Annotated in this window: 17 protein-coding genes and 2 tRNA genes; 1 reads left to right on the top strand and 18 read right to left on the bottom strand. The window is 40.6% G+C overall.

Annotated features, from left to right (window positions below):
- Nucleotides 1-2 precede the first annotated feature (2 nt).
- From mreD to polA, 17 genes are all read right to left on the bottom strand, one after another.
- A complete protein-coding gene (gene mreD, locus EC328_RS06690) occupies nt 3-503 on the bottom strand; it encodes a rod shape-determining protein MreD (RefSeq protein WP_128426076.1) in 501 nt (166 codons plus the stop codon).
- Nucleotides 500-1,354: a rod shape-determining protein MreC gene (mreC, locus tag EC328_RS06695; RefSeq protein WP_128426077.1), complete on the bottom strand. Its 855-nt coding sequence runs from the start codon at nt 1,352-1,354 to the stop codon at nt 500-502. The genes mreD and mreC overlap by 4 nt, the downstream gene beginning before the upstream one ends.
- Before the next feature lie 14 nt (nt 1,355-1,368).
- Nucleotides 1,369-2,394 carry a rod shape-determining protein gene (locus tag EC328_RS06700; protein WP_128426078.1) on the bottom strand — a complete coding sequence of 342 codons (1,026 nt, stop codon included), beginning with the start codon at nt 2,392-2,394 and terminating at the stop codon, nt 1,369-1,371.
- A 15-nt stretch (nt 2,395-2,409) separates the two neighbouring features.
- Entirely contained in the window at nt 2,410-3,117 is a 708-nt protein-coding gene (gene radC / locus EC328_RS06705) for a RadC family protein (RefSeq protein ID WP_128426079.1), read from the bottom strand.
- Between the two features lie 16 nt (nt 3,118-3,133).
- Nucleotides 3,134-3,712, bottom strand: a complete 579-nt coding sequence (locus EC328_RS06710; protein ID WP_128426080.1) for a Maf family protein — start codon at nt 3,710-3,712, stop codon at nt 3,134-3,136.
- Entirely contained in the window at nt 3,709-4,239 is a 531-nt protein-coding gene (locus EC328_RS06715; RefSeq protein WP_128426081.1) for a Gx transporter family protein, read from the bottom strand. Before EC328_RS06715 ends, EC328_RS06710 begins: the two co-directional genes overlap by 4 nt.
- A gap of 12 nt (nt 4,240-4,251) precedes the next feature.
- Nucleotides 4,252-4,641, bottom strand: coding sequence for a NusG domain II-containing protein (locus EC328_RS06720; protein WP_128426082.1), 390 nt, complete (start codon nt 4,639-4,641; stop codon nt 4,252-4,254).
- Between the two features lie 102 nt (nt 4,642-4,743).
- Entirely contained in the window at nt 4,744-5,571 is an 828-nt protein-coding gene (locus tag EC328_RS06725; protein ID WP_128426083.1) for an RnfABCDGE type electron transport complex subunit B, read from the bottom strand.
- A 12-nt stretch (nt 5,572-5,583) separates the two neighbouring features.
- Entirely contained in the window at nt 5,584-6,156 is a 573-nt protein-coding gene (locus EC328_RS06730) for an electron transport complex protein RnfA (RefSeq protein ID WP_128426084.1), read from the bottom strand.
- A gap of 16 nt (nt 6,157-6,172) precedes the next feature.
- Nucleotides 6,173-6,772 (bottom strand): electron transport complex subunit RsxE, encoded by a 600-nt coding sequence (gene rsxE / locus EC328_RS06735; RefSeq protein ID WP_128426085.1) that lies wholly within the window; start codon nt 6,770-6,772, stop codon nt 6,173-6,175.
- A 15-nt stretch (nt 6,773-6,787) separates the two neighbouring features.
- A complete protein-coding gene (locus EC328_RS06740; RefSeq protein WP_128426086.1) occupies nt 6,788-7,366 on the bottom strand; it encodes an RnfABCDGE type electron transport complex subunit G in 579 nt (192 codons plus the stop codon).
- Entirely contained in the window at nt 7,367-8,320 is a 954-nt protein-coding gene (locus EC328_RS06745; RefSeq protein WP_128427017.1) for an RnfABCDGE type electron transport complex subunit D, read from the bottom strand.
- A 31-nt stretch (nt 8,321-8,351) separates the two neighbouring features.
- A complete protein-coding gene (rsxC, locus tag EC328_RS06750) occupies nt 8,352-9,677 on the bottom strand; it encodes an electron transport complex subunit RsxC (RefSeq protein ID WP_128426087.1) in 1,326 nt (441 codons plus the stop codon).
- A gap of 164 nt (nt 9,678-9,841) precedes the next feature.
- Nucleotides 9,842-9,928: transfer RNA gene (locus EC328_RS06755), tRNA-Leu, on the bottom strand.
- Nucleotides 9,929-10,009: 81 nt separating this feature from the next.
- On the bottom strand, nt 10,010-11,677 hold the full coding sequence (locus EC328_RS06760) for an ABC transporter substrate-binding protein (protein WP_164906055.1): 1,668 nt from the start codon (nt 11,675-11,677) through the stop codon (nt 10,010-10,012).
- Nucleotides 11,664-12,347, bottom strand: a complete 684-nt coding sequence (gene coaE / locus EC328_RS06765; RefSeq protein ID WP_128426089.1) for a dephospho-CoA kinase — start codon at nt 12,345-12,347, stop codon at nt 11,664-11,666. The genes EC328_RS06760 and coaE overlap by 14 nt, the downstream gene beginning before the upstream one ends.
- Nucleotides 12,334-14,997, bottom strand: a complete 2,664-nt coding sequence (polA, locus tag EC328_RS06770) for a DNA polymerase I (RefSeq protein ID WP_128426090.1) — start codon at nt 14,995-14,997, stop codon at nt 12,334-12,336. The genes coaE and polA overlap by 14 nt, the downstream gene beginning before the upstream one ends.
- Before the next feature lie 122 nt (nt 14,998-15,119).
- On the opposite strand from polA, the gene EC328_RS06775 reads away from it, so the two are divergent.
- Nucleotides 15,120-15,206: transfer RNA gene (locus EC328_RS06775), tRNA-Leu, on the top strand.
- Nucleotides 15,207-15,244: 38 nt separating this feature from the next.
- On the opposite strand, the gene mltG is transcribed toward EC328_RS06775, so the two are convergent.
- Nucleotides 15,245-16,255, bottom strand: coding sequence for an endolytic transglycosylase MltG (gene mltG / locus EC328_RS06780; RefSeq protein ID WP_128426091.1), 1,011 nt, complete (start codon nt 16,253-16,255; stop codon nt 15,245-15,247).
- Nucleotides 16,256-16,261 lie beyond the last annotated feature (6 nt).

Raw genomic sequence — 16,261 nt, forward strand, 5'->3', positions numbered from 1 at the left:
GATCACCTTTTATTAAACCTTATCTGCGGTCTGGAAAAAATCTTTCTGAAAAGCATATATATCAGTAAGGCAGCTATTCCATTAAGAATAAGTTCAAAAGAAAGTATACTTTTTACTGCATATTCAAGCGTAACATTTCGGGAAGCAAAATACATAAACATAGCAAACAGAGCATTGTAGAAAACGGTGCCCAACAATGTAAAGATTACCGGATTAACTGCATTTTCCTTTGCAAATGAATCCGCAGCTATGCCAGTAACATATCCAATTATAAATAGAATCAAGGAGCTTATTCCTATCGTCATGGAGAACATTACATCCATTATGAGTCCGGAAATAAGTCCCACTACCCCCCCATATATCCTTCCTCTGGAAAGTGCGATAACAACAACTATTGCCAAGGCTGTATTAGGACTGGCACCCAACACTTTAAAACCTGGAAGTATCACGGACTGGAGTATGATATTCAGTATCAAGGTCATACCGACCAAAAATGTTGTCAATAGGATCCCTCTTCCTGATTGTTGATTATAAATACATTGTAAAGCTTTTTAAAATCAAGTGCAGGCTCAATTACGAGTCTTTTTGTAAGCTCCTCCTGATCCCCAATGATCTCAGATACCTCTCCAATGTAAATATCCTTTGTGTATATCCCTCCAAGTCCAGAGGTGTAAAGCTGGTCTCCTTCAATTACATCTGCTGTGTAATCAAATAGATATCCCTCAAGTAGTCCATCCACACTTCCTGAGACGATCCCACCATCCTGTGTCCTTATTATTTTAAAAGATGTGCTGTTAAGCTCATCTATCAGTGACACTACCTTTGACCAATTGTCACCAGTATCCACTATCCTCCCAACAAGACACTCGATGTACACATCCTTTTCTATCTCTATACCCTGGACAACAGTATCTCCTTTTGATATCCCATCTTTACTGCCTTTATCTATTATGAATTGATCAAACCAGTTTCCTGGTTCCTTAGCAATGATCCTTGCTTTAATTAAATCATAGGGTGTATTCTCAGTAAGCATCTGTTCCCGTTTTAAGTAGTCAGCCTTACCAATGATATTTTGAAGATCCCTGTTTTCGCTTTCCAGCTGCTTTATCCTTGCGTGTAGGACCTCATTCTCTTCTTTGGCATCAAAAACATCTCCGATTGAGGTGAAAAATCCACTCACCCTGTTTTGAACATCTGAAGAAAAGCTTATAACAGGACGCAAAAGCTTCCCGATCAGATTTTCCGAACGAGATATGTTGAGTCTTTCCCTTGCCGTATATCCAATTATTACAATAAGAATGATAGCAACTGCAGCCACTATCATTCTTTCTTTGTATTTTTTTAAAAAATACATGCCAAATCCCTACCCTATCTGCGATATTTGGTTGAGGTCTTTTTCAATATCTCTATACTTTCAAGTGCCTTTCCTGTTCCCAAAGCCACACAATCCAGAGGACTATCTGCAACTCTTACAGGAATTCCGGTTTCTATAGTCACAAGCTTATCCAGATTGTGAAGCAACGCTCCCCCCCCTGTCAGGACTATCCCCATCTCCATAACGTCAGAGGAAAGCTCGGGAGGAGTCTTCTCCAAGGTGGACTTTATTGCATCTATAATATTGTTCACAGGCTCCTTTAGAGCCTCATTTATCTCTCTTGAAGATATTGAGATCGTTTTTGGAAGTCCGCTCACAAGATCTCTTCCTCTGATGTCCATTGCACCAAGTTCATTGCTGTCCATAGCCGACCCAATTTCAATTTTGACTTCCTCAGCAGTTCTCTCGCCTATCATAAGACTGTATTCCTTCTTAACATAGTTCACGATATAATTATCCAGTTCATCTCCGCCTACTCTTATAGACTTACTGGTTACTATCCCTCCAAGCGAAATTACTGCAACCTCTGTTGTTCCCCCTCCAATATCTACTACCATACTGCCTGTGGGCTCCTGAACAGGAAGTCCTGCTCCTATAGCAGCAGCCATTGGCTCTTCAATCAGGAATGCATCTTTAGCACCAGCTTGAATTGTAGCCTCTTCAACAGCTCTCTTCTCAACTTCGGTAACTCCACTAGGTACGCATACGACTACCCTTGGCTGGAACAAGGATTTTTTTTGTGTTGCTTTTCTGATGAAATACTTCAGCATTTCCTGCGTTACATCAAAATCTGCTATCACACCATCCTTTAAAGGTCTAATGGCAACTATGTTTCCAGGGGTCCTGCCTATCATTTTTTTTGCTTCTTCTCCTACGGCCAGTACCTGCTTGCTGAATTTATCAATGGCAACAACCGAAGGTTCTCTGATTATGATACCTTTGCCCTTAATAAAAACCAACGTGTTTGCTGTACCTAAATCTATTCCCATATCCTTTGTGAAAGCATTTGTTAGCACCATTTCCGTCCTCCATGTTTACATTAAATTTTTCTCTTTCATGCTCAAATAAGTTCCATTTCCAACAATCAAGTGGTCCAAAACCTTGATACCCATAAGATTCCCACCCTCGACGAGTCTTTTCGTAATGTTGATATCCTCAACGCTGGGTGTGGTGTCACCGCTGGGGTGATTATGTACCAGGATCACGGAGTTGCCATTGTTTTTTATTGCTGCTTTAAATACATCACGGGGATGCACTATTGATGCATTAAGAGTTCCTATCGATATATTTTCAATACAAATTATCTGGTTTTTTGTATCGAGTATTACAGTCCTGAAATGCTCCTTATAAAGGCTGCTCATTTCGTCCATCAAAACCTCAGCAACTATTTCAGGTGATGTAACCCTTACCTTATCATAATAACCAATACGCTTTATCCTCCTGCCTAGCTCTATAGCTGCGATTATCTGTGCTGCCTTGCATTCCCCAATGCCTTTTATCTTTGTCAGATCATTAATAGATGCATCCATCAGATGCCTTATCCCTCTATTATCCATCCCAAGAAGTCTCGTTGAAACCTCTATTGCAGTTTCCGAACCGGTTCCGGTCCTTATTATCACTGCTAATAGCTCCGCATTGGACAGTGCATCTGGTCCATGAGCCAATAATTTTTCCCTAGGTCTTTCACTTTTGGGCAGGTCCTTTATCGTGTAGCCTTTATCCCTTATGTCATTCTTCTGCATTTTGCCGCATCATCCTTTACAAAAATTTTGTGTCGAAATATTTTTCAAGACATGACTCAAGCTTCGTCAATGGCAGTCCAACCACATTGAAGTAACAGCCTTCAATTTTCTCCACAAGGAGAGCTCCTTTGCCCTGGATGCCATAAGCACCTGCTTTATCTAAAACCTCTCCAGTGGCAATATATGAGTTGATTCTGTCATTTTCAAGGTTTCTGAAGGTAACTATCGTTTTTTCATATTCGACTACCTTTGAGCCTTTTGAGGAGTCAATTATTGCAATCCCGGTAATTACTTCGTGGCTTCTTCCACTCAATGCTTTAAGCATCTCAAAAGCTTCCCCATTATTCCTTGGTTTTCCCATTATCGACCCATCGAGAACAACAATAGTATCCGCAGCTATGATCAAGCTGTCTTCAAATATGTTGGAAGCCATTAATGCTTTCTGGAGAGCAAGTGACATTGCTATACTTTCCGGCTTTTCAGTGGTAGAGCTCATTTCAGGTATATCACTTGACCAAATTGTCGGGGTTAATCCAAGCTGAGCAAATAACTCTTTCCTTCTGGGAGATCCTGATGCGAGAACGATTTTCTTCATGAGTTCACCTGCTTTTGAAATAATACTCTGAAATTCTTTTTTAGATTATCGACGATATAAATTGAGGACAAGCCTACAAAATAACCGGTGAAAAGGCTTATTATCAATAAGAATGGCAAATATGAGTATATCCTCGGGTTGCTTAGCATAATTACTGCTACTGTCACTTGTGCAAAGTTGTGAGAAGCTGCTCCTATTATGCTTACGCCAATAAGACTGAAAAATCGGGATAAATATCTATGAAAAAGATACATCATTATACAGCTTAACATAGCACCCGATATGCTGTATAAAAATGAAGATATGCTTCCTGTCACGAGCATAAGTACAGTGCTCTTAAGCATCCCCACTTTTATTCCGTCCTTAAACCCAAATACTATCAAGGTGACCAAAACAACCATATTAGACAAACCTAAACGGGCTCCAGGCATACTTATTGGCAACGGTATAGCAGATTCAATTACACTGAGAGCAAGTCCAACTGATACCAGCAAGGATATAAATATCATCTTGTTTGTTTTTTTCATCTGATCCCCACTCTAGTAATTCATTATATCAATTTCATCTGCAGATGTCGTCCCTTTGATCTCAATTACGAGATGGTTTGGAAGACATACAATGGTTTCACCGATCCTGGAGATATATCCTTGTTTGACGTCTATCTTGTCAGGACAATCGGCCTCTATAACTCTGACCCGCTCGTCCCCTAACTCAATAAGATTGTAGCCGTACTTTGTTTCGACTGGAATTGTACTGCCAGCCAACTGAGGATCAAAAATAACTTTTTTGATTTCCTCGCCATCCACCTGAATGCTTACATACTTATCTCTGCCTGAAAAGGCATACCTGTTGATGTAGGCAAACGAGGAAATGCTTATCAATATAATCAGCAGTATAAGCAGCTTGTCGCCCTTGGTCAAATCAATCATCCCTCATTTATCTGGTCATAATACCACATAGTATAGTTTATCATTTATGATTTCTATTTACAAGTTGCCCGGAAATAAAAAGGAGCCCCCGAAGGGGCTGCCTTAGCTTGCAAATTTCTGTACAAAATCCTCGCTTACGATAGATACATTATCAATGGCATTTGTAGGACACTTCTCCACACAAACCATGCAATTGATGCATTTGTCGTAATTTATCCTTGCGAGATTGTTCTCGAAGCTGAATGCATCTGTTGGGCAATTCTTAACACATATCTGGCATGCTATACAACCTGTTGAACAATAGCTTCTTACAAGCTTACCAGGATCCTGGCTCTTGCATTTTACCACAGCATTATTAGTATACGGTACCAATTCGATTATATTCTTGGGGCAGATTTCAACGCACTTGTTGCAGGCTGTACAATTTTCTCTATTAATAACGGCAATGTCATTTATCATCCTGATTGCATTAAACTCACAAACATCGAAGCATGAACCGCAACCAACACAACCGTATGTACATTCTTTCTTGCCACCAGCCAAAGTGGATTGTATCCTGCAGTCTTGAAGACCCTGATACTCATATTTGTTTTTTGCCTTGTCACAATCTCCCTGACAAAGGACTACAGCTACTTTTTTCTCAAATGATGCTGCATTTACACCGAGTATCTCAGCAACGTGGTTGGCCACCTTCTGTCCGCCAATTGAGCAAGCATTTGTTGGTGCTCTGCCTTCCGCCAATGCATTGGCAAGTCCAGCGCAACCTGGATACCCACAGGCACCGCAGTTTGCTCCAGGTAAAGCACCTAATAGTTCTTCAACCTTAGGATCTACCTTAACTGCAAATACCTTTGAAGCTATTGAAAGCAGAACACCAAAAAGAAGTCCCAAACCACCAAGCACAATAATAGGATTTAGTATTTCACTCATCTCTGCCACCTCCTAAACTAGTCCGGCAAAGCCTGAGAAGGCTATGGACATTAAACCAGCAGCGATAAGGGTAATTGGGAATCCCACAAGTGCCTCAGGGATATCTGCAATTTCCATCTTTTCTCTCAAGGATGCTACCAAGACCAATGCAAGGAAAAATCCTAAAGCTGCAGTTGCGGCACTTACAGTAGTCTGAATAAGGTTGTATCCTTCCTGGATATTAAGGATAGCAACACCCAGTACAATACAGTTTGTGGTTATTAGCGGAAGATATACTCCCATAGCACTATAGAGTGTAGGACTCATCTTCTTTAATGCAAGTTCTACAAACTGAACCAAGGATGCTATGACCAGGATGAATACTATTGTCTGAAGATACCCCAGGCCGAATACATCTAATACAGCTTTTTGAATTATATAAGTAATCACAGACGCAAAGGTAGTAACGAAGGTTACTGCCAGGCCCATGCCTGTAGCAGTCTCCATTTTGTTGGAGACACCGAGGAAGGGGCAGATCCCAAGGAATCTTGCGAATACGTAGTTGTTGACGAATATGTTTGATATTATCAATGCGAATAGACCCACTTTTCATCCCCCTCTCTTATTCAGCAAATCTCTTTTTAATAAAGGTGTTATACAGTGCTATCAGAATGCCCAAGAGTATGAAGGCTCCTGGAGGTGCAACAAATATGGCTGCAGGTTGGAAGCTTTCACCGAACAGAGAAATACCCCAAATGCTCCCTGCACCAATTATTTCTCTTATGGCCCCAAGTAACGATATAGCAACTGCATAACCCAGACCCATTGAAAGACCATCTATTGCTGACTTAAATACACCGTTTTTTGATGCAAAGGACTCTGCTCTTGCAAGGATCAAACAGTTTACTACAATCAATGGAAGGAATATCCCAAGAGCTTGGTATAGTGGCTGCATATAGGCTTTCATAAACATCTCTGTCATGGTTACAAATGTTGCTATTACTACTATGAATATCGGGATTCTTATTTTATCAGGTGTGAATTTCCTGATGATTGATATTACAATGTTAGATAATGTGAGTACTGCGATTACAGCAACAGACATACCTATACTATTTTTGAATGAGTTAGAAACAGCCAGAACTGAGCACATACCAATCAACTGAACAAAAATCGGATTCTCCTTGACCAGACCATTTCTAATTATCGACGATATTTTCAAAGTCTGCACCTCCTTCTAATTGTTCAGAAAGCTGTTAAAAGCTTCAATCGCACCGTTTACCCCAGCCATAACACCATTAGTTGATACAGTAGCTCCCGAGAGTGCCATGACTTCATTATTAGCCGTTGGAGACCCTACAGCTGCTAAACCAGATGTAAAATCCTTCCCCGCGAATGAAGCCGCAAATGCTGGTTCATCAACTATTCTGGAACCAAGACCTGGAGTCTCTGACTGTTGCATTACCTTGATGCCAGCTATTGTACTGTCAATGTTGATCCCTATCTGAGTTATTATATCTCCGCCATATCCGCCAGATTTTGTTTTCATTGCATAGCCAATGGTTTCTCCGTCTTTCTTAGCTTCCATAACCTCAGTTACAAATGAGTTACTTGCAGTTATTTCAGCAAGTAGAGCCTCATCAATAGGTAGGAAGTCATCAGCCTCTGAAAATATTTCCAACAGAGCTCCAAAGCTCTCCTGTCTCTCCCTTTCAGCTATAACAGGAGCAGTAACAGAGTTTACACCTGCCAACACTCCGCCTGCAATTGCAGCAACCAATAACAAAACTAATCCTAATTTAATCGTTTCGTTCATCTATTTTACCTCCCCAAAAACCTTAGGCTTTGTGTACTTCTCAATTAATGGAGCGGCAACGTTCATAATAAGTATTGAATAGCTGACTCCTTCCGGAAGTCCTCCCTTGACTCTGATAAGAGCCGTCAGGATCCCACAGCCCAACGCAAATATTATTTTACCAAGTGGAGTGACAGGCGAAGACGAATAGTCTGTTGCCATAAAGAAGGCACCAAGAATAAGCCCTCCACCAAGAACATGATAAAGGAGATTTCCTGAATCAACTCCAAGTACCAATAGCAAAGCACATGTGGTACCTATGTAAATAACAGGTATTTTCCAGTCTATGACATTTCTTATGATCAGGTAAGCAGCACCTATAAGCAACAGGATCGCAGAGGTTTCTCCAATAACTCCTCCAATATCTCCAAAAATCATCCTCTGAATTGCAGGCAATGTTCCTGATCCACTCTTCAGGATTTGAAGAGGTGTAGCAGCACTTATCCCATCCGGAGTAATATAAGCAGTCATTATTCCCGGCCAGGAAGCCACCAGGGCTGCTCTTGCTCCGAGAGCTGGATTCATGAAGTTTTGTCCAATTCCTCCGAAAAATTCCTTAACTATTATGATTGCAAATCCCGCGCCAAACACTGCGACCCACCATGGTGTTCCGGCAGGCAGATTCAGCGCAAGGAGGACTCCAGTTACAACAGCACTTAAGTCTCCAATCCTTATGGCTTTCTTGAACATCTTTTGTATCAAGGCCTCAAAGCCTACAGCAGCAATAACGGTTACTAATATCAACTTCAATGCATTGAAACCAAAAAAGTAAACACTGCCTATCATGGCTGGTAACAATGCGATAAGTACATCCATCATGGTCCTTCTGACTGATTCATCAGACCTGACGTGTGGAGACTGGGATACAATCAAAAGATCATCCAATATGACAGGGCCGTTTTGATTTGGACCCATTACTTTCTCATCCATTCATCTTCCTCCTAACCTATGATTTTTTTCTCTTGGCAATTATTTCTTTTTTGATATTCTTAATCGATTCAGCCAGTGGCCTCTTTGCAGGACAAATGAATGAGCACGCTCCACATTCAACGCATGACAAAGCAAAGTACTTGTCTGCCATTTCAGAGTTGTTCTTTAATGAATACGCACTGATGAACAACGGCTGAAGCCCTGAAGGACAAACTTCTATACACTTCCCACACTTAATGCATGGAAGTACAGGCTCTTCTTTTACTTCTTCTGCAGGGATAACCAATATTCCTCCTGAGCCCTTTATTACTGGAGCATCAAGAGTAAACTGTGCTATTCCCATCATGGGTCCGCCGGAAATGACTTTCCCGGGCTTAGCTGAAAATCCGCCACATTGTCTAATCAGTTCACCAAATGGTGTCCCTATTCTTGCTAGTACGTTCTTTGGCTCTACGATTCCCTTACCTGTTACAGTCACTACTCTTTCGTATAAGGGCTTCCCGTACAGAACTGCTTCCGCTATCGCCTTTGATGTGGAAACGTTTGAAACAACGCATCCAACGTCCATAGGAAGACCACCTGTCGGTACCTTTCTGCCAGTTACCGCATCGATTATCCTCTTCTCATCTCCTTGAGGATATTTGGTTTTTAGTGCCACTACCTGGATTCCATCAGCTGGATCGACTGCCTTCTTCAAAGCTTCGATTGCATCCGGTTTATTATCTTCTACTGCTATGTAAGCTTTTTCAACGTTTAGAGCTTTTTTTACTGCCTTCAGTCCCAGGACTACAAGTTCAGGCTGCTCAAGCATTACTCTGTGGTCACTTGTCAAATATGGTTCGCACTCAGCGCCATTAAGGATCAAAGTATCTATTGGCTTATCCTTAGGAGGAGAGAATTTTACATGCGCCGGGAAGCTTGCACCACCCATGCCTGTAATACCCTTGTCCTTAATGATTGCAATTATTTCCTCCGCTGTAAGCTCATCAAGATTTTTCTGTGTTCCAAAATCATCCATTTCTTCTGTGCCATCGTTTTCAATAACGACACATTTTACCTTCATTCCTGTAGGAGTATACATCATCTTTATCTCCTTGACGTTACCAGCTATACTGGCATGGATGCTTCCCGAAACAAAAGCGCTTGATTCCCCGATCTTTTGACCAATCTTTACCCTGTCACCAACATTTACTATCGGTTCACATGGTGCACCGGTATGCTGATGCAAAGGTATATAAGCGAGTTGAGGGCTATCAGCAACTATTATTGACTTCTTCTCGGTTAATTCCTTGAACTCGGGCACATGAACTCCACCCTTGAAAGTCAACTTTCCTTGGCTCATTCCTATTCCACCTCTTTACTTGATATAATTTTAGCAATTTATGCCAAATTTTCACACACAAATCACTGCTATGAACATTATAGCATTAATTAGTTTGAATGTATATAAATATGGGTATCTTAATTGTCTTTGATTTGGGAAAAATAAATGAAACGGGTAGGTGCTGGTGCGAGTGATGGGACTTGAACCCATACGCCAATACTGGCACATGCCCCTCAAACATGCCTGTCTGCCTATTCCAGCACACTCGCACAACATTTGCAGACTGATGTGTCAGTCCGCAGAGGATTATTACTCATCAATTATAATACTTTTTAGGCACAATTTCAACTTTAATCTGTTGAAAATGTTAGAAAACATTTCTCTAATCCATTATAGAGATTATAGAAATTAGGTTCCAGCGGACCTGCTATCTGATTGTCCACCATCAAGGATCTGTTGAGGAAAAACAAGCTGCCTACAGGGATATCGTCTGCAAAGGCTCTTTGGAGTCTTGAAAAATTATCGAACTTAGCTGTTTCATCCCAGCTTGAATAACTTGAATCAAAGTAGCTTCCAAATCCCTCAGTCTGGTCAACATTATTATCAATCCATCCAACAGCATTTAATAAGGATGAGAATTCCGGGACGGCTGATACACTGAACCCTACCAGGGCAATTTTATAATCCCCGTTTTGAAGCATCCTTAAGAATGCTTGGTCCATTGTCTCACCTTTAAGTGGTTCGGGATGGACAATATTGATTCCTATTCCCACGTCTTCCAGATCTTCACTAATCCTTTCGGCGATCACCTTTCTTGTTTTGCTCTCGGGATTTACCAAAAGGTCAAGTGTCAACTCCTCCTGGTCAATAATATCCCTAACACGTCCCGTTACCATATCTATCTCATATCTCCCTGATTCTGACAATTCTTGTCTCATTCTTTCAACACTGAATCCGAGCTGTGCTGTCGAGGGGTCAAAAAGATATGACTGAGGGTGAATCGGAGAATCAGATTGCGTGCCATGCTGCAGCAACACCTTATTTATAATATCCTGGCGGTCGATACCCAGCATTATAGCCCGCTTCAGATAGCCGCTTTCCATAAGGTTAAATGGCTCGCTATTATAATTGAAAGCCAGCAGCTCAATTTCATCAGATACGTACTCTAAAAACCTTATCCTTTCAATATGCTCATATTTATCCCAATCAGAGCCTATGCTTCGTGCCATACTTAGCTTTCCGGTCTCGAAAGCAGTTAAAATCAGCTCCTCATCCTCAAATATTTTACCGGATATTCTTGAAATCTGAGGCTCTCCCCCCCAATAGTCAGCAAATGAGTCAAGCACAACCTCCTTGTATTTTATATATTCCCTGAATTTGAAGGGGCCAGTCCCTACAGGTTCAAATCCATCTCTGAGCAACACAGAGCTGCCTGTAGATGCGGGGACTATGGGAAATGTAAGAAGATCCTTCCAATTGGATAAAGGTTCCTTAAACTCCACTTCGATGCTTCTTTCTGAGAGCTTCCTGAGCTTCATGAAGCCTGGATCTACTGGGCTACGTACAGTATTTTCAAGGAGCTTGTAAAGATAGCCTTCAGAATTTGCTGATATCAATGCATTGAAGGTGTGAACCACGTCATCTGCATCAAAGGTTTCACCGTTATGCCATTTTACATCCTCTCTCAGATATAATTCAACCCTCTTGCCGTCATCGCTAAGCAAATAGGAAGTTGCCAATCTTGGTATAGGCTGTATATTACTGTCATAATCAAAGAGACCCTCAAATATAAGCTTATTGAAGTAAAAATAGTCAATGTTATCGACCAGAAGGGGATTTAAATCATTGAATCCTGTCAATGGCAACCCAATTTCCCCGTTCTCTACAATGATGTACTCTACACCAGTATCTTCATTGGGGGTAGTTGTCTCTAAGATATCCAGGCCACATCCTGACAATATTATGCTAAAGCAGATAAGCAAAATCAAATAAACAATCCTTGTATTAACTCTTTTCATCATTACCTTCCTCGAATTCAGAATCCAGATCTTCAATGCATCTATTACCGCTGATCCTCAGTTCCATTTCATTCAATAATTGATGAATCTGATCTTCAAGATGCTCCTTTGATCCCATATTATCTATGATTATATCGGATAAGTCTTTTTTAAGATCTATGTCCATTTGCGACTCAACTCTCTTAATTGCTTCAGTTTCATCCAGCAGGTTTCTCTTTCTCAGTCTAGCCAATTGAGCGTTCCTACTTGCATAAACGAGCCAAATCTCATCAAAATAGACGCCCTCTTCCTCCATGTTTCCTTTTACTTCGAACAATAAGGGTATATCAATAAATACTATCTCCTGATCACTGTTGATACACAATCTCCTTACTATTTCCTCCGAAATAAGCGGGTGCAGCAACGAGTCAAGCTTATTCCTAAGCTTATTGTCTGAAAATATTATATCCCCCAGCAATTTTCTGTCTATTTCACCTGAAGGGTTTATAACCATAGGAAATTCTTGAGCAACTAAGCTACTCCCCTTTTTCCCTGGCTCCAGGATGTATCTTGCTATCTCATCTGCATCGATAACCATGTAACCAAACTTCCTGATGATTGACGAGACTGTGGATTTCCCTGTAGCAATACCTCCAGTCAAGCCAATTACATATGGCTTATTTCGTGTCATACCAGCTGTCTCCTTCCATAACATCCACCTTCAATGGTACCCTAAGATCAATAGCATTCTCCATTATCTCCTTCATCATATCTTTCACATATTCAAGTTCATCAATAGCTGCTTCAATAATAAGCTCGTCGTGTATTGTAAGAATTAGCCTGGACTTAAGGCCTTCACTTTTTAATCTGTCATATATCTTTACCATAGCAAGCTTTATAATGTCAGCAGCGCTTCCCTGAATAGGCATGTTCATAGCTACTCTTTCCCCAAAGGATCTTATGTTGAAATTGCTGGATTCGAGCTCAGGTATATACCTTCTCCTGTTAAGCAATGTTTCCACATAGCCTTTTTCTTTGCCCATCTCTACAGATCTGTCCATATATTCCTTAACTAGCTTGTAATTGTCAAAATAGTTATCTATATAGGTTCTTGCTTCCTTTCGAGTGGTCCCCAGGTCTCTGGAAAGGCTGAAATCCGATATCCCATAGATTATGCTAAAGTTTACAGCTTTGGCTTTATAACGGAGTTCAGGAGTAATTTCTTCCAAGGGTATTTTAAAAACCTCCGACGCTGTTTTGGAGTGAATGTCCTCTTCGTTAAGAAAGGCTTCCTTCATCTTTGGATCATCAGATATATGAGCCAGAAGCCTTAGCTCAATTTGGGAATAGTCACCATCCAAAAATCTGAATCCTGGTTTTTCAGCAATAAATGCTTTTCTGATTCGTCTTCCATCCTCAGTTCTTATAGGTATATTCTGAAGATTAGGTTCAGTACTTGATATTCTTCCAGTGGATGTAACAGTCTGGTTGAATTTTGAATGTATTCTTCCAGTCCTTTCATTTATCATAGGCTGGAGACCTTCAATATAGGTGCTGTTTAATTTCACTATTTGCCTGTATCTAAGTATCTTGGATATCATAGGGTGTTCCTTCTCGAGTGCTTCTAAAACCTCAACATCTGTTGAGTAACCGGTTTTGGTTTTTTTGATTACCGGCAATCCAAGCTCCTCAAACAGTATCTCTCCCAACTGCTTGGGGGAATTTATATTAAAGCTTCTACCTGCCAGTGAATAGATACTCTCTTCCAGTTCTTTTATCTCTTTCGCATATTCATCGCCTAATTTCAACAGTTGACCTTTGTCAACGGCAACACCAGCATTTTCCATACTTGCAAGGACTGTAACCAGGGGCATTTCGACCTCACTAAAAAGCTGAACCATGTTCCTGTTGGAAATTATATCTTTCATCGGAAGCTCAAGCTTTTCAATAGTATCCAGGATGAATCCAAGGTATGAAATGCTTTCCTCAATTGGTAAATCCCTGAGAGAAGCCTTACTCTTCTTAAGCTTGTCATCAATATCAGGACCATAAACGCCAAAGTATTGATCGCTTAGCTTATTTATTGACAAATTACTTTGGCTTGGATTTATTATATATTCCGCTATTGAGGCGTCAAAATCTATTATGGTAGGATTCCATCCAAGTGAAAGCATGTAACAAATATCAGCCTTGACATCCCAGCTGATTTTTTTTACCGCCGGGTCCTCGAAAATCTCCTTTAATTCTGAAAACAACTCCATTGCATTTTCTTTTCTAAGATCAATAAACCACGCACCAGATCCAGCAATAGAGAACCCAAACAATATAGGGTCTCCTTTAAGATAATCGCCATTAAACAATGTTTTGAATGAGAATGAGCAATTGCCCTTTAATTTCTTTATAATTCCATTTAGTTCTGATTTCGTGGATATAGCATTAGGATTCTTATGCACATGAGCCTCACGATTTCTTATGGGATCCGGAAGCTTTGAAAGAAGGCTTTTCAATTCAAGCTCTTCATACTTCTTTCTTAGCAAATCGATGTCTGCCTCTTTTAACAAAAGCTCCTCCACACCAAATCCGAGAGGTACATTTACAATGATTTTACCAAGTCTTTTGCTTAAAAATGCGATTTCTTTGTTATCCAATAACTTTTCTTTAAGCTTTCCGCCGCTGACATCTTCAATTGAGTCGTAGATATTCTCAAGAGTGCCAAATTCTGTCAAGAGCTTTAATGCTGTCTTTTCACCAATTCCTGGTACACCTGGAATATTGTCTGATTTATCTCCCATTAATCCCTTCATATCTATAAATGCCTCAGGCAAAATACCGTATTCCTCTATGATCCTGTTCTTATCATATATTTCCATTTCCGAGATACCTTTTTTTGTGATAAGGATCTTAGACTTATCTGTTGCAAGCTGAAGGTAATCTTTGTCTCCTGTTACAAGGATGACATCCATCCCCAGCTCCTCACCTCTTTTAGCCAGAGTTCCTGCGATATCGTCGGCTTCAAACTCCTCCATTTCATGGATCTTTATTCCCATAGCCCGTAGAATATCCTTAATCAGCGGAAATTGTTGTGACAGCTCATTTGGCGTTTTGTCCCTTGTACCCTTGTAATCTGCAAACTCTTTGTGTCTAAATGTCCTGGCACTCCTGTCAAATGCCACGCATATATGAGTTGGTGCATATTCATCCCGAATCTTATTTAGCATATTCAAAAATCCAAGGACCGCATTGGTATATATTCCGCTTTTTGTATTTAGCGGGGGCATAGCATAAAATGCTCTATACACGAGCGAGCTGCCATCTATTATCATTAATCTGTCCCTATCCATAATAACGCCTCCCCATAGAAATAGTATACAATATCAACCGGGATTGGTAAACCTGATAGATGTCTATAAAAACCTGTTGATTTTTACCATCCTATGTGCTATCATAAGTTTCGTAGTCATTTGCCGAAGTGATGGAATTGGCAGACGTACTGGACTCAAAATCCAGCGGTGGCAACACCGTGCGGGTTCGACTCCCGCCTTCGGCACCAGATTAAGAAAATCCCTGCGATATTTCGCAGGGATTTTCTTATTGCTGTATAGCTCTGTATTTTTCTACGTTTTTAAGATGCTCATTGTATGTTTCTGCAAATACGTGGCCATTCTCACTCATAACATAATATAGGTACTCATGTTCCTCGGGATCAATAGCTGCAAGCAATGAGTTCCTGCCAGGGGAGGCTATGGGCCCGGGAGGAAGACCCTTATTCTTATATGTGTTGAATGGATTCTCTTTTTCAAGATCGGAATAGAGAACCCTTGTCATGTGTTCTTTTCCTTCACCTATTCCGTATATTACAGTTGCATCTATTTGCAATGGCATTCCTTGCTCTAATCTGTTATAGATCACACCACTTATGGTTTTTCTTTCCGAGTCGTTGTAAGCTTCCCTCTCTATAAGCGAGGCGATAGTTATCACCTGATGCCTTGAAAGCCCTAAAGCTTCTCTTTTCTGCTCGACTTCTTGAGTCCAAAATCTATCCATCGTATCTGTCAGAGTTCTTACTATTTCATTAAGGCTTTGTTTTTTCGAGAAATAATATGTGTCGGGGAATAAATAACCCTCCAATTTGAAGTAGAGTTCTTCATAGTCCACTCCTTCACTGTAGCTTTCCTCAAATTTCGACTCTGTGATCTCGATAAAATCATCTGCTGAGCCTAATCCCGATTCCTCAATTTTTTGTGCAAACTGGTATAATATGAAGCCCTCCGGGAAAGTTACAATAACAGGTGTTTCCTGTTCTCCAAGCTGTATAAGCCGATATATCTCATCTATGCCTTTTCCAACCTCGAGTGTATAGGTTCCTGGTTTGATGTTGGTTGCAATCTCCTGTCCCTTGTATCTAAACCAAAGTCGGCTCTTAATTATTCCTTTCTCATAGATGCCTTCTGCAATTGTCCCCAGATAATCTCCCGGTTCAACGACTATCTCCACAGGTTCCTGATTATAGGTTCTTGAAAGATATCCTGGCAGCAAGAAGAAGCCTCCAATTCCTGTCACAAGAATAATTAAAAGCAAGACTAATAGAAACTTTTTCATTTTAGC

Source organism: Gudongella oleilytica (assembly GCF_004101785.1).
Taxonomy (GTDB): Bacteria; Bacillota; Clostridia; order Tissierellales; family Tissierellaceae; genus Gudongella; species Gudongella oleilytica.